Annotated in this window: 14 protein-coding genes; 7 read left to right on the top strand and 7 right to left on the bottom strand. The window is 59.9% G+C overall.

The genetic code is table 11. The annotated features are described in order from the left end of the window. The 7 genes from LJE63_12595 to LJE63_12565 form a co-directional block, all read right to left on the bottom strand. Positions 1–331, bottom strand: a 331-nt coding sequence (locus tag LJE63_12595) for a helicase (GenBank protein ID MCG6907445.1), incomplete at its 3' end; no start/stop codon positions are given. 383 nt (positions 332–714) lie between these two features. Next, a complete protein-coding gene (locus LJE63_12590; protein ID MCG6907444.1) occupies positions 715–1,407 on the bottom strand; it encodes a Fic family protein in 693 nt (230 codons plus the stop codon). After that, positions 1,386–1,718, bottom strand: coding sequence for a hypothetical protein (locus LJE63_12585; protein ID MCG6907443.1), 333 nt, complete (start codon positions 1,716–1,718; stop codon positions 1,386–1,388). Before LJE63_12585 ends, LJE63_12590 begins: the two co-directional genes overlap by 22 nt. Then, positions 1,715–2,257 (bottom strand): hypothetical protein, encoded by a 543-nt coding sequence (locus LJE63_12580; protein MCG6907442.1) that lies wholly within the window; start codon positions 2,255–2,257, stop codon positions 1,715–1,717. The genes LJE63_12585 and LJE63_12580 overlap by 4 nt, the downstream gene beginning before the upstream one ends. Further along, complete coding sequence (locus LJE63_12575) at positions 2,187–2,609, bottom strand: hypothetical protein (protein ID MCG6907441.1); 423 nt, start codon at positions 2,607–2,609, stop codon at positions 2,187–2,189. The genes LJE63_12580 and LJE63_12575 overlap by 71 nt, the downstream gene beginning before the upstream one ends. 168 nt (positions 2,610–2,777) lie before the next feature. Next, positions 2,778–4,979, bottom strand: a complete 2,202-nt coding sequence (locus tag LJE63_12570) for a patatin-like phospholipase family protein (protein ID MCG6907440.1) — start codon at positions 4,977–4,979, stop codon at positions 2,778–2,780. A gap of 131 nt (positions 4,980–5,110) precedes the next feature. Further along, a complete protein-coding gene (locus LJE63_12565) occupies positions 5,111–8,092 on the bottom strand; it encodes an SUMF1/EgtB/PvdO family nonheme iron enzyme (protein ID MCG6907439.1) in 2,982 nt (993 codons plus the stop codon). 792 nt (positions 8,093–8,884) lie between these two features. Here LJE63_12565 and LJE63_12560 point away from each other — a divergent pair. From LJE63_12560 to LJE63_12530, 7 genes are all read left to right on the top strand, one after another. Beyond that, on the top strand, positions 8,885–11,311 hold the full coding sequence (locus LJE63_12560) for a DUF2235 domain-containing protein (protein ID MCG6907438.1): 2,427 nt from the start codon (positions 8,885–8,887) through the stop codon (positions 11,309–11,311). Positions 11,312–11,924: 613 nt separating this feature from the next. Next, on the top strand, positions 11,925–12,647 hold the full coding sequence (locus LJE63_12555; GenBank protein MCG6907437.1) for a hypothetical protein: 723 nt from the start codon (positions 11,925–11,927) through the stop codon (positions 12,645–12,647). Positions 12,648–12,677: 30 nt separating this feature from the next. Next, entirely contained in the window at positions 12,678–12,914 is a 237-nt protein-coding gene (locus LJE63_12550) for a transposase (protein MCG6907436.1), read from the top strand. Positions 12,915–13,189: 275 nt separating this feature from the next. Further along, positions 13,190–14,380: a hypothetical protein gene (locus LJE63_12545; protein MCG6907435.1), complete on the top strand. Its 1,191-nt coding sequence runs from the start codon at positions 13,190–13,192 to the stop codon at positions 14,378–14,380. Positions 14,381–14,671: 291 nt separating this feature from the next. After that, complete coding sequence (locus LJE63_12540) at positions 14,672–16,354, top strand: TIR domain-containing protein (GenBank protein ID MCG6907434.1); 1,683 nt, start codon at positions 14,672–14,674, stop codon at positions 16,352–16,354. Then, on the top strand, positions 16,270–16,557 hold the full coding sequence (locus tag LJE63_12535; protein MCG6907433.1) for a thiamine pyrophosphate-dependent enzyme: 288 nt from the start codon (positions 16,270–16,272) through the stop codon (positions 16,555–16,557). Before LJE63_12540 ends, LJE63_12535 begins: the two co-directional genes overlap by 85 nt. A gap of 503 nt (positions 16,558–17,060) precedes the next feature. After that, positions 17,061–18,491, top strand: a complete 1,431-nt coding sequence (locus LJE63_12530) for an MFS transporter (protein MCG6907432.1) — start codon at positions 17,061–17,063, stop codon at positions 18,489–18,491. Positions 18,492–19,773 lie beyond the last annotated feature (1,282 nt).

Here is a 19,773-nt window from a genome sequence, read left to right as displayed (position 1 = left end):
TACGGTCGCAGGTGTGGCTGATCAGTGCGGCCCCGAGCTGCCGGGCCTCGCGGGCCAGAACCGGTTCGGCAAAAAAGATCCAGGCGTGAGCGCCGTTGCCGGAGCGGGAAATCTCCAGCGCCGCCGGAATGCCGAGTTTCCGGCAGGATTGCATGAAAGCCTTGGCATCCTCCCGCCAGTCGGCCTCATCGAAGTCAGCCGCGAGAAAATAGCAGCTTTCATCTGACAGAAGCGTATAGACACCGATGGTCTGTTTTCCGGCCAAATGGTCATAGATCACCTGATCGGTCTCCGGCAGCAACTGGCGCTGGTTGCAGTCGCCGCATTTCACCCGGGGCTTTTGGCAGACGCCGGGCTTCCACTCATTACCACAGGCCGGTGAATAGCCGGATGTGCCCTTGGCCGACTCCCAGCACTGGGGGAAGACATCCTCGCGCCACGTAACAGGCGGCGGAACAAGGCGATCTTGTCGTCAGTGGTGAAATGGGTTGGGGCTGGTACGGATTCTGTTGTGGCGGGAATGAGTGAAGGGGCGGTCGGTTCTTCCCGGGCTATACCGTGCTGGGTCAGCAAATCCTTGAGGCGGGCGTTCTCCTCGCGCAGCCGACGCAGTTCATCTTGTTCGCCACTCGATTCCATCTCTTTTGAACATCTCCATCGACTTGATATGCCATGGCCGGATTGTCACAAGCCATGTCGCGAGTTTATCGCAAGTTATCCACCGCCATGTTGGGCCATCACCTGACGGCCCTTGTCGGTCAGTCGGTATTTCTGCTTGCTGCTGCGCGGCTTATCGGGGATGGTCATTTCAATCAGACCGGCCTCCAAAGCGGGGAGCACATAGGCCTTGCGGAAATGCTCATCGTCTTTCAGCCCAAGCACCTCTTTGAGCTGTTGCCGGGTCATTTCTCCGGTAAGGACCGAAATTAGTCTGACTTCCGAGGTAACTTCCGGTGCAACTTCCGGGGTCGAGGTGGTCACGGTATCCAGGATCATCCGCAGCATGAAGGAGATGAACGGCGCGGAGTCGGTCTGGCGGGTGCTCTCCTGAAGGTGCTGGTAATACTCGGCTTGGTGCTCAAAGATCAGGCTTTCCACCGGGATATCGGCGAACAGGGGATTCCAGCGGGCGAGAATCAGGCTCTGCCACAGCCGCCCCATGCGGCCGTTGCCATCGGCGAAGGGGTGGATGAATTCGAATTCGTAGTGAAAGACCGTGCTGGCGATGAGCGGGTGGGCATCGGTGGCGGCCAGCCAGCCGAACAGGTCTGCCATCAGCTGCGGCACGCGGTCGGCGGGCGGTGCCATGTGAATCACCTGCTGGCCTGCCATCACTCCGACGCTGCCATGCCGATACACACCCGCCTCGTCGATCAGGCCGAACATTAGAATCCGATGCGCCTCCAGCAGGTCCTTTTCCGCTTCGGGCTTCCAGGTATCGAACCGGTCGTAAGCGGCCAGAGCGTTTTCACCTCCTGCACCTCGCGGGGCGGGGCGATCACCCGTTTGCCGTCCAGAATCGCGTTGATCTGCGCTTCGCTCAGGGTGTTGCCCTCGATGGCCAGCGAGCCGTGGATGGTGCGGACACGATTGATGCGCCACAGCCGCAAGGCTCTCGCCTGGTCAGTGAGCACGGTCAACCGCCCGATGGCCTCGCTGATAGCGGCGGCCCGGTTCAGGATCTCAGGGGTAATGGTGCAGGGCGGCTGATATTTCATGTTGCCTCCCTGGCTGCATAAAATGGCGCGATCCTTGTCGCAATTTGTCGTGATACCGTTCGGGTTTTCACAGCGCCTGTCATAGCTCTGTCACAGCTCGCTGTTGCAAACCATATCTGGCGCAGGCCCAGCTGGAACTTGTCGAAGGGGTTTGCCTGGCGCAGGCGGACCACTTCCGGGGTGTTGGCGGTTTTCTTCTTGATCTGCTCGAAGAACTTGCAGGTGGCATAGTTCTGCAACACATCGAGGATAAACCGCTCCTCAATGGCTTGGCGCAAGCTGCAGAGGTGGAACGGCTCCGGCTTGCCGCCGGGGCCGGTGCGGCCAAACAGCTCCAGCGTCTTGCCTTTCGGGGTGGCGGTATAGGCAAAGAAGCTCAGGTTCGGCTGCCGGCCGTGCGAGGCCCTCACCTGATTAAGCCCATCTTCCCAATCGGCTTCATCGTCGCCGCCGTTGCCATTTTCAACACTACTGGCCCCGAGAATCGCCTTCAGCTTCCGCGCCGTCTCGCCGGTCTGGGAGGAGTGCGCCTCGTCCACGATCACCACCTTTGCCCCATGCCGGATACTCGTGGCCGTCGCGTGCGATCAGAGCGGTGCTGACGATCAGGCGGAATATCGATCCGCGATGGTTGCCGCCGCCCGAACGCACATGCCCTCGGTGTTGGGAAAGCCGCGTCCAGAGTTTCGTGCCAGAGCTCGTCTTCAACGCATGCGCGCCAACACGTACGATGCGCGGTCCCAACCCTGTATCGCTGCGGGTTTCACCCGGCTCCCGGAAGAAATAAACACCCCGTTGCGGCCATCTCATCCGGCCGTCGCATTGCGAGAGCACCCGCGCGCCGCCGAGGGATTTTTCAAGCTCTTCCAGCAAGCCGTAGAAGCGTTTCAAATGCTGTTCCCGACCGTTGGTCATGTTGTTTCCAAACTTTTCAGAGCTTCAAGTAATGCGGCGCGGGGCGGAAAAGTTGTTCTGACTTCCACTATTGCCATCCTGCAAGCCTACTGACTCTGCGAATGTGTTCGTTTGTTTAATGGCAATCCGCCCAATCGGGCCCGTTCAGAGGGTGATCCGGCTGCCCTTGCGCAGCGTCTCAAGGAGTCCCGCACGGCGATCTGTCGCGGCCGCCGTCGACGTGATCTCCTCCAACTCCGGCTGGAAAGGCCAGTCCACCGAGACCGGATCGGTGAAAAGCCCCGTTAGCTGGAACATGTCACGCTGAAAGGCCTTTTTTGCCATCTGATAGCCGCAGGCCATGAGCGTGCGCGACTCGTCGAGGGTGAAGGCGTCCAGATCGGTGCGCAGCTCGGCAAGCGCCTTCTGGAAGTCCTTGCGGACACCGTAGGGTGAGAGAAGCGAACGCTTGACCTGGGTGGCCTCGTGGGAGAAGGGAAGCCGGATCACGTCAGCATCAAGCCCGGATTTCATGTGCAGAAACAGCAGCCCGCGCAGGAGTCCGGTTCTGAGGCGGGCGGAGAGGTCGCCGAAGTTCGCCTGTCGAATGCGCTCCATCAGGGTGTCCATTGAACGCTTGGCGTATGCGGCAAGCCCTTCGAGGCCTTCCCCGGGTTTACTCTCGAGCTTGAGCTGACCGGCGGCATCGCTCACAAGAATCACGTTGCAGCTCTGGGCCAGCAGCGACGCCGTGCCCTGGTTGTCATAGACGCCGCCATCGACGAGCTGAACGACGATATCCTCGTAAGCGTTTTCGATGCGAAGGGGTGCAAACACACCCGGCACGCAGGCGGATGCCGCCACCGCCTGGGCCAGCGACATTTGCCAGCCGGCCTTCGGCTCGTACCAGGACCACTGCAGGCGCGGAACGCTGTCGGCCGCCTCGTGAACGGCCCAGGGGGACTCGCCCATCCAGTGCGGGGTAAACTGCCAGGCGTGCCCGGTGTTGACCGTGGTGGCGTTTAACACCAGAACCGGCACCTTGTGGGCGCGCAGCCAGTTGTGCTTCGTCGGGTTGAAAACCGTGGACCCGGCTGTCTCGGGGTTGTGATCGGCCGGGGTGAAGGCGAGATCGTGCATGAAAAGCGGGCCGTCGCCTGGCAGCAGCGGACGGTAGAAGTGTTTCTGAAGCGCGCTGGCAGTCTTCTGCGGGTCCATCGCCCCCTTCGCCCCGCGCAGCATCTGCCAGGCGGTCCTGAGAGTCGGCAGCTGGACCTGGTCCCGCAGGTCGGCTGCCACCGCCCGCTCGAAATGGTCAATCAGGAAGCGCACCAGTTCGATGTAGTCGACCTGGCCGGCGGTCACAGGATTCTCCAGCCGCTTGCGCAGCGCCAGCCAGTAGCAGGCACCCACGATGCTGCCGCCGGAGACGCAGGAAAGCACTTCGACGTTGCGCAGGACATCCAGCTCGGCCAAGCGCGCCAGAACTCCCAAGTGGTAGAAGGAAGCGCGGAATCCGCCACCGGATAACGCCAGGCCGACCTTGCCCACCAGGGCTGAGCACGTCGCTTCCGCCGAACCGCCCAGCAAGGTCTCGAAAAGGCGCCGCACCTCCGGCTTCTCCATGGGCTTTTCCTCCCTGATGTGGGCCAGGGTCGCAAGCTGCCGGGCGGTTGTTTCAAGCTCCCAGGGTGCTGGCCTGGTCTTGGTCCGAAGTGCTGCGGTAGCCTCTTCGAACTGCCCGAGGCCCACATGTGCCTCGGCGCGGGTAGCCGCGTTGAACCAGTTGTCGGGCTTCACCGGGAGATCCCGCAGGATCCGTTTTCGAAGGTCACTTGCGCGGCGGCGGCGCTCGTCCGGCTCATCACCGGCCTCTGCCAGCAGGTCCTCCAGAAAAGCGGCATTGATGTGGGCGTAGGCATCGTCGCCAAGATCGTCGCCGACGGCGCCGCGTCTGTAGTACTCGGCCGCCAGCTTCAAGTCCCGCAGTTGTCCGAGTTCCTGCCAGCGTCGCTTGAGGATGCCACCGGCGATGCCGAGGGTCTCGGCATCACCGTCCAGCCCCGGGTCGTCCAGGTCGAACTCCTCGCCCAAGGCACCGAGTGCCAGGTCGTGGCGCACGGCCGAGTTCAGTTCCGGGTCCTTGCTGATCAGCAGGGCCTCCTGCTGGCAAAGCCGCTCCTTGTCCTTACGGTTTTTCGGCAGCCCGTCGAGGAGACCCTCACCGTCCCGGGCCCTTTCGAGCACCGCCCTTGCCAGCGACAGCTCACCGGCCCTTTTCAAGGCCTGCCACAGGGCGTCCACCTCGTCGAAGGCCAGCTCCTCGCCGGCCAGAAACCTGTTGGCCTGATCTTCTAAACTTGGCATATCGTCTCCTGGTCTCGTCATCGGTGGCCGTTCGCACTCAACGGCAGCATGGTTTCTTTTGACCGCAGGCGGTCTTTATGTGGCCTCGATGCCGTGAGGCGGCGGCCGGCGGAGGGCAAGGGCACAAGGGCTCAAGGGCCAAGGGCAACAGACCTGGCGAGACGGAAACCGATGTAGGTGCTACGGTTGCTGGGCGGGTGGAAGTTGCGCGCGGCCGAGCGGCAATCGCGCGCATCGAAGTGCCAGCCGCCGCCGCGTATCACCCGGAAGGGGGCCCGAGGATCATCGACCCAGGCCTGCCCATAGGGTAGCGTCTTACCGTAGGTTTTGTGATAATCGTCTTCCACCCACTCCCAGACGTTTCCGTGCATGTCGTAGAGACCGAAGGCGTTGGGGCCCTTTTCACCCACCGGGTGCAGCCGCCCCTCCGAATTGCCGTCATACCAGCCGACCCGCTTCAAGTCAGCCTGCCCGTCGCCGTTGTGGAAGCGGGTGGGCATGCCGGACCGACAAGCGAACTCCCATTCGGCCTCGCTGGGCAGACGCAGCGCTGCCCAGCAGGCGTATGCCCGAGCGTCATCCCAACTCACCCCCACCACCGGCTGCCGGGGTTGGTTGAATCTTCGGTCTGCCCAATATACTGGTTTCGGCGCCTTGGGGTTCGCCTTCAAAAACCGTTCATACTGCGCGTTGGTGACCGGGTAACGGCCCAGGTAAAAGTTGGGCAGGGCCACCTGGTGACGGGGCCCTTCGTCATCGCTGCGGCCTTTTTCGGTTTCAAGGGAACCCATCCAGAAGCTGCCTGCCGAAATGCGCACCAGTTCATACCCGTCAATGGCGTTGACGGTAGCCTCGATAGCCCCCAGGGCGACGCGCTCCGCCAGGCGCCGCCGGATGGCCTCGTAGGGGTGGCGGGACAGCGGCTCCTGAAGAGCATCGATCCGCTCCGGGGCCAGGCGCTCCAGCACCCTCAGGGCGGCGGCCTGGCGCCGCCAGAGCGATTTTTGCTTGCCGGGGGATTTTTCAAGCAGCGCCGCAAAGGGCTCAGGGGTGGTCTCGGCGGCATCGTCCAGGCAAAAATCCACCCAGTCTGGGTGGTTTGCGAAGGCCGCTTTCTTGACCACCTCGCCCATGAAGATCGCAAAGTGCGATGGCTCCTCCAGGGCCAGGAGCAGCAGGGTCACCTCCTGCCACCAGCTCTCGCCGAAATGCGCGGCGATTTCCCGCAGCAGTTCCGGCTCGTTAAAACCCCGGCGGCGGATCTCGCGCGCCGCCAGGTACTCCTGGAACCCCAGGTGCATGAAGCCGTAGTGATCGGGGCCCCAGCCGGTCAGAAGACCGCTGTCATCCCGGATGGTGCGCAGAAAATCCGCGGCACTGCCCCCTTGCCAGCCCACCGCCTTCAATGCCGGCGCGATCTGGGGCGCAAGCTCCTCTACGGTGGCCCGGGTGCGCTCCTCCTGGCCGTGCAGCCACAACGCGGCCGGCTGCAGCACCCGCCGGCCCTCCTGGGCGGTGACACCGATGGAAAGCCCCTTGGCCTTGCGCCAGTGCTCGAGCAGCACATCGACGCACTCCTCGTAGAGCCGGGCGCGTTTCTGGGGCAGCTCCCCCCGGTGGCGGTGGACCAGGCAGATGTTGGCCAAAAGAAGCGGGTTGCGGGTGAGCTCGAACACCCGCCGGAGCCGAAAATCCTCTTCCTGGAGGCGCGCGATCAGCTTTTCGGCATTCTCCCGAGCAAGGCCCTCGGCCTGGTCCGGGTCGACGGCCAGCCCCCTTTCCACCACCCGGTACCAGTTGTGAACGAAGGCCACCACCTGCTCTTCGGTGAGCGGACGCAGGTGCATCTCCAGGAAAGCGGCGCCCAGATGTACGCCGGGACTGTAGCCGGCAAAGCGGCAGGTGACCACGAAGCGGGAGGTGGGATCGGCCTGCTGGGCGGCGACGATCCAACGGGCGACCCGCTCCCGCTGGGTGAGGTCGGCCACCTCGTCCAGCCCGTCCAGCAGATAGAGCAGATTACCGCGCCCCAGCATGCGGCGGCCGAAGCCGGCCGGGGTTTTGAGATGCGGGCTGTCCAGCTCGCCTTCGATAAAGGCATCCAGCCCCTTTTCCAGGTTCCGCAGGTTGCGCAGGGGCAAAAACACCGGCAGGATATCCGCCGGCAACCCGATCTCGGCCGGCGCCTTGCGCAGGCAGTAGAGCAGGACGCGCTTCAAGTGGGTGGTTTTGCCCGAACCCGGATCGCCCAGGATCAGGATGTTGCGAAACCCGCGCTTCTGGGCCTGGACGAAGGCCTCGGGCAGCGAAATCTCGAGCCCCGCGCCGCGGCTGCAAAGCTTCTTTTCAGCATCGGCGGAGTCGGCGAAAAAGCATTCCTCGTCCACCCCCCGCAGATCCAGCATGGCCCTTAGCGGCACGTAGATATCCTCGATGTCGATGGGGACCTTGAGCCGGGTGGCGAAACCGGCCACCGGCAGGCTGGCGTGCAAGGACTCGGCCTTGCGCAAGTAGGAGCGGATCTCCTCGTCGAAATCGCTGTCTTGTGAAACCGGCAGCGTCTTTTTTGAAGCCTCCGGTTCTTCCGGCTTCGGTTTTTCACGCGCTTCGCGCCAGTCGTTTAGGGCCTTTTGCACCTTGGCCTGCAGGGTGGTCTCCTTGAAAAGCGCGGGCATCTGGTCTTTTTGGATGCGCTGCTTGAAAGCCTCCAGCTTATCCTGCTTCTTCCAGCGCTCCGGGAGCGGATCGAAGTCGGTTTCAGGGTTTACCGGCAGCGAGGGGTCGATCAGGAACATCAGTCGCTCCCGGGCGGCGGCGTACTCCATCTCGGTGATGGAAATCTCGCTGCCGCCCGGTTCCCACCCGTAGCGCCAGGCGATGATCCCCACCAGGACATCGGCCTCGCGCGCATGCCGCAGGCACGCTTCCACCGTGGGCTTGGTAGTGGCGGTGAACAGCTCCATACCGTGCCAGAGCATGCCGGCCGTAGTGATGGCGTCCCGGACGAGCTTGCGCCGCTCCTCGTTGTCCCGGTAGGTGCTGGAGACAAACACCTTGTATGCGGGGTGGGGTTTCGAATCAGCCGAGGTGGGGGATTTCTTAGCGGTCGGCATGCGATCTCCTTCCCAAAGGCTTGTGAATAGGGCTTTAAACGGAGAATGCAGCTTGTTTAGTCAGGCAATTGTGGGGGAGGAATTTTAATACTATAGCGGAACGTCAGAGGGCCGTCAAACCAGGTGGGATCGCCAGCGTATTTCTTCCTTGGCCTGAGATGGGCAGCACTACCCATCGAAGGCGGCGGGTGCGCACGAAAAAGCCAATTATTTTACCCGCGGCGAAACCCCAGTCAGACAGTGGTGGTCCAGTATTCTCCTATCAACTTAACCACTCCACTTGAAGGTCCACAGGGAACAGCAGTTCCCGGATTTTAAGACGCCAATTATTTATGTCATAAATGAAAAAATGCCCACTTTTGGGGATTGTAAGCTATTGAAATAATCGTTTATTGATTATGAGTTCTTCGGGTTATGGCAAGCTTGAAAGATACCACCTTGGAAGCTACCCATGTTGACCCATCAGACCATTATCCCACTGTCCAGTTCAAACTTTTTGGGCACGCTCTAAGAGAGTGGCGCGTGTATCGGTGGATCGTCGGTGGCGCAGGTTGGGCTGAGATAACGAGCCACCGCAGAATTCAGCGTCACGATGACCCTGGCAACCTTGCACACGGAGCGTACGCTACGCCGAGTAGGAAGCGCGAGAGCGTGTCGGCGGAAAGAATGTTGGAAAGCGAGACAACCAGACTTGCGAACCGTCGCCGGACCTCACAGTGGGGAGTAACCGCCGATGCTCCGGTTGTCTATACTGCGAATCCAACGCGGATCGACTGAATGGGAGAAAAGGCCATGGAGATGAACGAAAGCGGCGCCGTCGCTTCGCCGCCTGGTGCAGGAGAGGGGGGAGAGGCCGACAGAACAACGAAGTGCACCGAAAACACCGCGCCGAAAAAGGCACCACGTAACATCATCTTGTTGTCCGACGGTACCGGAAACAGCGCGGCCAAGACATTCAAGACCAACGTCTGGCGGCTATACAAAGCACTCGACCTCACCAGCGGCACGCAGATCGCACTCTACGACGACGGCGTCGGCACGTCCGGTTTCAAGCCTCTCCAAATTCTGGGCGGCGCATTCGGCTGGGGCCTCTCACGAAACGTGAGAGATTTGTACGCGTTTCTCTGCCGGCACTATCAGCCGGGCGATCAAATCTACACCTTCGGCTTCAGCCGGGGGGCCTTCACGGCGCGCACCCTCGCGGGGATGATCCTCCAATGTGGTGTTCTCGACCCGGACCGGGAGGTCCCCGATACCAACCCCGCCACACGCCGCACCGTGAAGCACCGCATCGCCACCGATCACGGGCTGCGGATAGGGGTTCGCCTTGCTTACCGGAGCTACCGCCGCAGGTATCCGGGCAAGACTCGATGGGCGCCGATCGTCCGACTCGCGCGCTGGATTCGCGACAGAATCCTGGGAGAGGGACGCAGCCGGGAGCCCGACGCCTTCCGGCAGGAGTTCGCGCGGGACGAGAAAACCAGGATTCAGTGCGTCGGCGTCTGGGACACGGTGGACGCCGTGGGTATGCCAATCGACGAACTGTCGGTTGTGATCGACAAGTTCTTCTACCCCCATCGGTTCCCGGATCAGCAGCTCTCCGATGACGTTGTTAAGGCTCTCCACGCGGTCGCCATCGATGATGAGCGCCACACGTTCCATCCCGTGCTGTGGGATGAGCAGAGCGTTTCTCGACCAGACCAGATCAAGCAGGTGTGGTTTTCGGGGATGCACTCCGACGTCGGGGGGGGTTATCCGGACGATGATCTCGCCCATGTTCCCCTCGCGTGGATGATCGAAGAGGTGCAGAGAAAGACCGGAAACGCGACGGGGCTCGACTTCGATAAGGATGCCGTGCGGGAGATCCACCGGCGCGCAACCTCTGTTGGCCGGATGCATGATTCCCGGCGCGGCATTGCCGTTTACTACCGATACAAGCCGAGGAAGCTCGATAGCCTGTGCAACGATCCGGATGCCGGGGTCTGCATTGGTAGTCCGCGGATCCATGTTGGGGTGATCGAACGCATTGCAGCTGCGACGGATGGCTACGCGCCAGCGGGCTTGCCGGGCCGCTTCAGGTTGGTCAATCGTGACGGGGGCGAGTCCGAGTTCGCCGAAGAGCCGGACGCTCACTCCCAGCGAGTTGAACTCTTGGAGCGGGCCCAGAGCCATATCCTCTGGGGCCGTATGCTCTACTTCGTACTCCTGCTCCTTACGGTCACGCTTGCGGCAATGCCACACTATGCGGCCCCGATTCCCGGCATGAAACCGGAGGGCGCGGCGCAGACTGCGCTTGCCTGGGTATTCGACCGGCTCGGTGCGTTTATGCCCGCCTTCGTGACCTACTGGATGGACAGCTGGGTGCAACACCCGTGGGGTTTCATTGTCCTTTCGCTCGGCCTCCTCACCGTCTTGTGGCATCGCCGAAACATCACCGCCAACACGGAGCGGCTCGCCGAAGCCGCATGGTGGCATTGCCGGGAGTGCACCGCGGCGCCCCCGGACGTTTCAGAGATTGGCCCCTTCGAGCGGATCGCCGCCCAATGGCGCCGGACCGGCCATGCCAGGACAGTCTATCGGTTCTGGGTCCATCGAATATTGCCGGTGGTTTTCCTGGCACTGCTGGTGTACCTGGCCTTCTTTCTCGCCTACCGGGTGCTCGTGCATTACCCTGCGGTCCAGGGTGGGATCTGCGGTAAAGCGGGGGCCGCGCCGGCCACAGCGCCGGTGGTGGAGTATGTCGACTCTGGAACCGGCCCAGGTGCGGGCACCAAGGAAATCAACTTCTCGCCGCAGAATGCCTGCGTCGACACAGGCGTGATCCTGCACGCTGGTCAGTTGTACCGAGTGAAAATTGAGGTTCTGGAAGGTTGGAAGGACGGGATCTATGACGCTGGAATTGCGGGACTATCGAATTTGACGGACTGGTTCGCTATTCCTTTCCGGATGGGCTTTCCGGCGCGCCGGGTTCTTTCCCTGCCGTGGTTTACCCTCATGGGGGAAATCGGCCGGGATAGCGGTCAAGTTTTTCCAATGAACCGGGCGTCCTTCTCCTTCCAGCCGAAACAAACTGGGAGGCTGTATCTGTATGTCAACGACGCCATCAACGCTCTTGGCCTGCCGGTTGACATCGGGACGGGGGAGCGCAGTCGGGCCTGGAACGCATACTACCTCAACAATAGCGGAAGGGCCAGGGTGAACATTTCTTGGGAGCGGTAAGCGCTTGAGAATGCACCAACGGCGGATTGGTTGACTCTCGGGCGGCAGCCTTTCATGATCAGGCACGTTTTGTTTGCGGGAGCGGAAACGAGCGTTCAAGCGGAGCTCGGAAACGCTATTTCACCGCTTCGTGCGCGAGCCAGCCTGATTCTTCAGGCGACCCGCGCAGACGGGAACTCGATAGAGTGACCGGACGCTTTCGTCGAAAAAAGTCACTAAACTGACAACAGCCGGCACCAGTGCGAACCACAATCTTCTTCGGAAAGACGACTTCGTGGGCACGCACATCAGCTGAAAAGGAAGGAACGTCGAAAACCCCCAAGAAGGAGTAAGATGGCCTGGGGAGTGGCCGGAGAACCGTCCGATTGGCATAGGAGGCCACATGCACTACTGAAAGGACCCCCGGGCACACGGCGTGCTAGACGAGTTACTGATCATAAGGCCCCGCGCCTGATGGGACTTCGATCCCGGAAGTCAGACCCGTGTTCACCACCGTACAGGTTTTACCCGAACCATAACCGTCAGATATAAAATTAAATAAAAACTCTGGACATTTTCTTCGACTTTTTCTAAATTAGGCTTCCAAAATTATCCCTTACGATATGGAGGCCTTATGAGCGACTGCAAAGCCATCTATAGAAAAGTCAAAGAATTCGTCAAATGCTTTTACCCCGGAGAGCCGAGGGGCTTTTTCCACCGAAACCTGAATACCCTGACGTCCATGATTACCGGCATCATCATCGGTAAAGAAACTCAGCTACCTCAAATTGCGAACCATGTGCATGAGAATATCAAAGTTCCCAGCACCGAAAAGCAGTTCAAACGGCTGATTATCAACCCAAGTGTAACCGAGGAAACCTTCTTTCTGCCGTTTATTCAAACTCTTTTGAACAAGCTCGGCCTGGAAGAAATGGTGTTGGCCATTGACGGCAGTCTGGTCGGCCGAGGCTGTATTTGTTTGATGATCAGCTTGATTTACAGGCGCCGTGCGCTACCGCTGCTTTTCACCGTTGTTAAGGGCAAAAAAGGCCATCTGAGCGAGGAAACCCATGTTGATCTGGTCAATCGGCTGCGGCCCCTGATACCCGAATCCACCCGCCAGGTGATCTTCTTGGGCGATGGTGAGTTTGATGGTACCACGCTTCAACAGACACTGGGCGGATTTGGGTGGAAATATGTGTGCCGAACGGCATCCAATATCACCATTTACCCGGATGACGAGCCTTTTCAGATCGACATGCTGGCCGCCATGCTGCCGGAAGGCCACTGCAAGGGGCTGCAAAACTGCCGCATCACCCACAAGCAATACGGCCCTGTAACCGTGGTGGCCTGGTGAGCGGAGGGCCAAAGCGAACCCATATTCCTGGTGACCAATTTTTTATCCGCTCCGAAGGCCTGCGACTATTACGCGATGCGCTTTACAATTGAAACGTTTTTCAGCGATCAAAAAAGCCGCGGATTCAACATCGACAAGAGCCACCTTTCCTGCCCGCAGCGGCTCACCCGGCTGATGTACGCCAGTTGTCTGGCATATCTGTGGATCATTTTTTTTTGGTATCTTGGCACTGGAGAAAGGTTTGTACAAACACATCCACCGGGCTGACCGCTGCGACCTGCGCCTGTTCCAGCTCGGCCTCAAGCTGCTGCAATACCTTGCTGTACGGGGCTTACCAATACCATTGCTGGAATTATCGATTACTAACACCTCATTTTGTCACGGCCGCAAGAATTGACCTGGTTAAAAATTTTTAAAGCATCATTTCAGGGGGTTGGAAAAACGTGTACGGTAGTGAGGGTGACTTTCAAGTGTTCGGGTAAGCTGCGGCAAAAAGTAAACGGCGGGTAGACGCGATCTTTTTTTCTCTTTTGGAGGCACAGATGGCCTTGAGGACCCCCTGCGATACGAACATCACCGAAGCCGCCCGGTTGATGGATGAATTTGCGGAACGCACCGGACTCACCTCCGAGCGGCGCCAGCAGCGCTATCTGTGGACCGATGCCTTCGCGGTTTGCAATTTCCTTGGCTTGGCGCGATCGACCGGGGAGCACCGGCACCTGGAGCTTGCCCTGCAGCTGGTGGATCAGACCCACCGCACGCTGGGCCGGCATCGGAACGATGATCGGCGTGAGGGCTGGATCAGCGGGCTGAACGCTGCCGAGGCTGAGGTCCATCCAACCCGGGGCGGCCTTCGTATCGGCAAGGAGCTGCCCGAGCGCGGCCCGAACGAGCCCTTCGACGAGCGCCGCGAGTGGGAGCGCGACGGCCAGTATTTCCACTATCTGACCAAGTGGATGCACGCACTTGACCAGGCGAGCCGTGCGACGGGCGATCCCCGGTTCAACCGCTTGGCGCGCGAGCTCGCCGCAGCCGCTCACAAGGCGTTCACCTACCTACCCGGCGCCGGTGGCACGCCCCGGATGTACTGGAAGATGAGCATCGACCTTTCCCGCCCGCTGGTCCCCTCCATGGGGCAGCACGACCCGCTGGACGGATACATCACAATTATGCAGCTGCGGTTTGCCCCCGCCGCCCTGGCTGAAGGGACCAGCGGACCGGACCTTGAAGAACCTGCGCGTCAATTCAAGTCGATGTTGGCAAGCGCCGAGCTGGCAAGCCCGGACCCGCTCGGTATCGGCGGCCTGCTATGCGACGCCCATCGCGTGGCGCAGCTGATGCGCCGCCAGGCAATGCCCGACGACGGCCTGCTTGAGCGTTTGCTCACCGCGGCGCTCACGGGACTTCAGTACTACGCCCGAACCGGTGAATTACGCAAGCCGGCCGGCTACCGGCTTGCCTTTCGTGAACTCGGCCTGGCGATCGGTGTTCGCGCCGTTCAGCGCATGTGGCAGGTGGCCGGCCAGGACCGTCTGACCTTAAGCGCCGAGGCCCGGGCATCGCTCGAGGTTCTGCTGGACTTCGTGTCACTCGGTGATGACATCGAATCCTTCTGGCGTCACCCCGACCATCGACACGCAACAACCTGGGCCGAGCAACGCGAAATCAACACGGTCATGCTGGCGACATGTCTCGCCCCCGATGGGTTTCTTGTTCTTTTGGCCGGTTACTGAGATGTCCACCGACTCAGATCTGAGAACCAATCCCTGGGTGACCTGAAAAAAGACCAGGTGACTGAGATTTGAGAAAGCACAAGCGCCTCAGCGCCATCCGACTTCCTCCAGTCGGCTCCGCCCCTTGCCTCCGACCAATGTTTATGTCTTAATCTGACGGCATCGGCAAATTCATACAAATGGGATTGGGCCCCGAGGGTCGCACCCTACAAGTCCACGCCTCTACGAGCCGAGGGTGAGCAAGCCGCTTTGCTTTGCGTTCGGTTGCGGGAGCGAGGGGCAACCAACAAAATGAAGATGCGGTATGACGCTTTTATCTCCTACTCGCATGCGGCCGACGGCAGGCTTGCCCCCAGCCTGCAGAGCGCGCTGCACAAACTGGCAAAACCCTGGTATAAAATTCGAGCGCTCACTGTTTTCCGGGACGAAACGGACCTATCGGTTAGCCCGGGCACATGGCCTTCGATTGAAAAGGCGCTCTCCGAAGCAAAGCATTTCGTCCTCCTGGCTTCGCCGGGTGCAGCACGCTCCAAGTGGGTACGGAGAGAGGTTGCATTCTGGCTGAAAGAGCGCAGCATCGAGACGATCAGCATCGTCCTGACGGACGGAAACCTGATATGGGATGATGAAACCGGCCGGATGGACTCCGAGCTTACCACCGCAATCCCGCCAGAGTTGGTCGCGGCCTACCGCGAAGAGCCCCTTTATGGCGACTTACGCTTCGCGCGCACAGAGGCTGATCTCTCCCTGCAGAACACCGAGTTCAAACGTCGTGTGGTCCCTATTGCGGCGAAGCTGCATGGCAAGACACCGGCAGAGTTGGTCAGCGACGAGGTGCGTGAACATCGGCGGACACTGCGAATTCGCAACTCGGCCATAACTGCCCTCGTCGTGTTGTCGATTCTCGCGGTCTCGGGGGCCTTCGTAGCGACCCGCCAGGCTGCCGAGGCAGAGCGCCAGCGTCGCTCGGCAGTTGCAGCGCGCGAGGTCAGCGAGCGTGAGCGCCTTCGTGCCCAGTCCGGGGAACTGCGTGCGTTAATCCAGCGGATTGACGTCATGATCGGCCGTTTCGACCCGGATGCCGAGGCGCCACGGATCAAACAGCTGCGCACGGAGCGCGCAAAACTAGAGTCGAGTTTGAATGAAGTGGCACGGGCGCATCAACAAAAGCTTGCCGCAACCATCGGGTTCCGCGGGGACCTCGGCTTTCTGCTCCGTTGGGAGGGGCATGCGGGGGAACTGAGGCTGAAAGGCGTTAGCGTGCAAATCGATCCGGCCACCGATCTTGCAACGGCCAACCCGGAGACGATCCGCGACCGCTACGCATTCATCTTGACCCCAGACGAGCTCGAAGCGGTCCTCTCGCTCGTGGGCTTACGAGGGGCAGCGGTCAAGACGGCGTGGAAGGCCAACCCGATTTTGCAGCGCATCCGGCTTGCTCCTACCGACGTGGCGCGGCTCGTTCCGGAGGTCGCCGCACCCGTATGGCAGAAACTTGTGAGCCGCTTTCCTTCCCTCGGGGCGGACGCCACGCCGGGGAACGTACAGACGGCACTGCTCTCCCTGGCATTCAACCTCGGCGCCGGCAATCGCGTCTGGGAGACCCTCTCGGAACCGATCTTGAGAAGCGATTGGGCAGCCGCTGCCGATGTCGTTGCGTCCATCGCCAGGCAAGGACCTCACACCCGTTACCCCGGCCTCGAAAGGCGGCGAGATGAAGAGGCGGCCCTTCTTCGGGCTGCCCAAAAAACGGACGCAGGGCTGTCACCGGGCGGAGAAAACAACCGTAGCAGCCTGTTCCGCGTGCTCAACAGTGCCTCCATCGGGACCAGACCCAAGAAGCACACCCCCGTGGCCAAACTTGCCGGCACCGGCCAAGAACTTTGCCCATGTGGTTGCCCGCCGTACATCTGCATTTTTGGAAGTCTGAATTATCCGCAAGTCACTTACACCCTGAGAATGCGATCATCGTGAACAAAGCGGCCACCACCGGCTCGGCCCAAGTTGCTGTTCACGCGCCCAGCGCGGAGCCACGGACAGTGCTTGGCCTCACGGGTGGCGCCATCGGTCAAGGCCTGTCCACGGCCCTGGGCACTGCGTTCACATACCCGGACCGGCGCGTCATCGCCTTGCAGGCCGACGGAAGCGGTCTTTACACCGTGCGGGTACTCTGGTAGATGGCCCGCGAGAGCGCGGACGTGACCATGGTGATGTGCGCAAACCGCCGCTACCGCATCCTGCAGACAGAGCTTGCCCGCGCCGGCATCGCCCAGCCGGGCCCCAAGGCGCTGGCGCTCACCGATCTCACCCGCCCGGTGATCGACTGACCTTGGCCGGCAAAGGGCTTTGGCCTGCCGGCTTGCAGGGTGGGCACCGACGGTTAACTCCCCCGGTTCGCTCACTACCTGTCAGATGAAGAGCCATCCAACAACACCTCCGTATCCGTATATTGAGTGACTATCGCGCAAGAATATCCAAATCGCTCGATTTATGCCCTTTGCCGTTCGCCCGTTTTTCAGCCCAAAGCTCTTCAAGACGCCAAAAATATGCTATATGGTTGCAGGCACGCTCTGCTATCCTGATTTTTTGATATTGCAATTGGGCGATACAGAACCTGCCCCGGGATTTAGGTTCATCTATCCTGACCATTTGGGCAAGCATCCTCGGAAAGTACAAAGGCGTGACAGAAGATTACCCAAATAAATGGCTGGTATTTTCACTGGTGGCAGCCGGGGTGTTCATGTCAACCCTGGATTCGAGCATCGTCAATATTGCCCTTCCTGTCATCATGGCGGATTTTAAGGTGCCGCTGACGCTGATCGAATGGGTTCCCATGATCTATCTGTTGACCGTCTCTTCGCTACTGCTGACCTGCGGAAGGCTAAGCGATATCCGGGGTCGACGGCTGATATACTGCTGGGGCTTCGTGATTTTTTCCGCCGGTTCGCTGCTTTGCGGCATCGCCGGCACTGCACCGTGGCTTATCGGATGCCGGGCCGTCCAAGGCGTGGGAGCATCCATGCTCATGGCTTGCTCGCCGGCCTTGGTAGTGGACGTCTTCCCCATAGCTGAACGGGGGCGTGCTCTGGGAATGGTGGGCATGGTGGTCGCAGCCGGCCTGACTACGGGACCGGCCCTGGGGGGTCTGATTCTGCAGCATTTTTCCTGGCGAGTCATTTTCTACATCAATGTGCCCATCGGCATCGGCGTTACTGTGGCCGCTCTGCGGATTCTGCCTTCCATGAAACAAACCCTATCGCATGAACCTTTGGACTGGATCGGTTCACTGTTGCTGGTCCTCTGCTTCAGCACATTTATCACCGGCTTTAGCCATCTGCATGAATGGGGTGCGGCCTCGCTGAAAACGGGCTTGGCCGCGGTCGTTTTCCTGGCCAGTGCGGGCGCCCTCGCATGGGTGGAGATCCGAATTGCACATCCCATTTTCGATCCTTCCCTGCTTGGGATTCGGCTTTTCGTTCTGCCGGTGGCATCGGCGGTGATCCTGTTTATCAGCTTGTTTTTCATCACGTTTCTGATGCCCTTTTACATGGTACACCCCCTGGCGTTTTCCATGAATCGGGTCGGCGCTACTATGATGATTCCATTCGTTTTCCTGTTTTTCTTTGCTCCGATATCTGGCACGTTGTCGGACCGTATGGGGTCCCGGATGCTCTGCACCATGGGCATGGCATTGCTGACCATCTCCTTGTTTCTTCTGTCCCGCCTTTCGGCCGAGGCCACGAGCATGGATTTGGCTTGGCGGCTGGCCCTGGCCGGCGTAGGCATTGCCGTTTTCATATCTCCCAACAGTGCCGCCGCCATGAGCGCCGTACCGCCCCGACACCGGGGGATTGCCTCCGGAAGTGTGGCCACGGCCCGCAACCTGGGGATGGTCATCGGAGTGGCTTCGGCCGGCCTGATTTTCAACCACACCTTCCGCCTGTTGAACGGCGGACGCGATCTGATGGTTTACTTACCGTCAATGCAGTCCAGCTTCATGACCGCCTTCCGGCACGCCATGCTGGCTGGTGCCGGTATGGCCTGTCTTGGCATCGGGGTAGCTTATCTGAGGGGGCCCGACAGTGGTCGAACCGGAGGTCAAGGCGCTTGAACAAAATCAACTTGCCATGACATTTCTTCGTAAACGATTAATGTGGCTTTGGCCTTATAGACTCATTGGTGTATGTCCGAAAAATACCCGGCTGGCCAAATAGTCGACCGAGCGGGGGAGGTGGCGTGCCTTGGGGCTGCCGTTTCAAGGCCGATTGTAGGCACATTGGGCCGGATTTTTAGGCGCACCTCGCCTCTTCTTGCCTTTCGCTGGCAATCCTGAGGGCTCTATCCCATCAGTTATTGCAGCGGGTGGTCTTTTTTTCGTTTTTCATGCTCTTTGGCAAGCAGGACCCCTCCCAGGATCTGAAGATTCCGGCCAATTACCGCGGCGGCTATGTAGCGTTCGTTTGCGATGACACCCTTGTCGCGGCATACCCCCATTCCATTGCCGTTTATCAGGGCATGAATTCAGGACTCCACCCCCGCATGCCATTTACGGATCTTCCCGAACTTTTTGGCCCTTCGCGCTGTTGGTCCACCTTCCGGCGCTTACCCTTTTTGGGCAGCACCACTAGCGGGATGAGGGCGCCGCATTTATGAACAACGTCTATGATCCAAATGCGACACCCGGTGACGAGGCGGGTGGTAACGAGGCTGGCCGGGGCGGGCAATTGGGTACGGCGTGAAAAAGTGACCCCATAAGCAAAACAGGGAATTCCGCGATAAGCGTAATCCCCTGATTTTACAAAAATTCCAAATTTTAAAAATGGTGGAGGCGGCGGGAGTCGAATCAGTCTCCCCACCAAAACCGTGTTTGACTGATTTCCGGGCTTTTCCTTTTAATTTCAGCCATTAAAAGCAAGTTCTATTTGACTGAAATGAGTAAATTCTTAGCAATGTTTTCAACCATAAGGTGAAAAAGTGACCCCATCAGCACTCTCGGCACAGGATCGATCAGAGTTCAGCCTTTGTGTTTACCCCCCTGCCCTTTCAAACAAAGAAAAATTACCATAGGGAGCTTGACCGTCCTACAGTGATCAAAAAGTTCCGGGTCAGGGGATTTGAGGCCGCGAGGTTCTGCGCAGTAATGAAAGCCGCCGTGTTGAATCTATTGAGGGCAGCCATGGTCCGTCGGGCCCGGGCAAAGGTCTTGGCCCCCGAAAAGGGCCGTTTCGGGATCATTTTCAGAACCTATTGGGTTTTCAAGGAAAGCGTCCAACCTGGCGTGGCAAATTTTGGCTTGATTTTTCCCAGTCCCACGCAAATCCGTGCTAAATTCTCTTGTGGAGCTAATTCTGTGGATGGCAGGGTGAGACTTTTGTAGGAAACTTCAGCAAGAA

The organism is Desulfobacteraceae bacterium, from assembly GCA_022340425.1.
In the GTDB taxonomy this organism is placed as follows: Bacteria; Desulfobacterota; Desulfobacteria; order Desulfobacterales; family JAABRJ01; genus JAABRJ01.
Note: the sequence above shows the minus strand (reverse complement) of the source record. Positions and strands in the feature narration are given on the sequence as shown.

Coding starts and splice junctions, on each gene's coding strand:
- LJE63_12585 (MCG6907443.1), bottom strand. CDS start 1,718: ATGAAATATCAGCCGCCCTGCACCATTACCCCTGAGATCCTGAACCGG.
- LJE63_12545 (MCG6907435.1), top strand. CDS start 13,190: ATGGCCTTGAGGACCCCCTGCGATACGAACATCACCGAAGCCGCCCGG.
- LJE63_12565 (MCG6907439.1), bottom strand. CDS start 8,092: ATGCCGACCGCTAAGAAATCCCCCACCTCGGCTGATTCGAAACCCCAC.
- LJE63_12535 (MCG6907433.1), top strand. CDS start 16,270: ATGTGGTTGCCCGCCGTACATCTGCATTTTTGGAAGTCTGAATTATCC.
- LJE63_12570 (MCG6907440.1), bottom strand. CDS start 4,979: ATGCCAAGTTTAGAAGATCAGGCCAACAGGTTTCTGGCCGGCGAGGAG.
- LJE63_12555 (MCG6907437.1), top strand. CDS start 11,925: ATGAGCGACTGCAAAGCCATCTATAGAAAAGTCAAAGAATTCGTCAAA.
- LJE63_12540 (MCG6907434.1), top strand. CDS start 14,672: ATGAAGATGCGGTATGACGCTTTTATCTCCTACTCGCATGCGGCCGAC.
- LJE63_12560 (MCG6907438.1), top strand. CDS start 8,885: ATGGAGATGAACGAAAGCGGCGCCGTCGCTTCGCCGCCTGGTGCAGGA.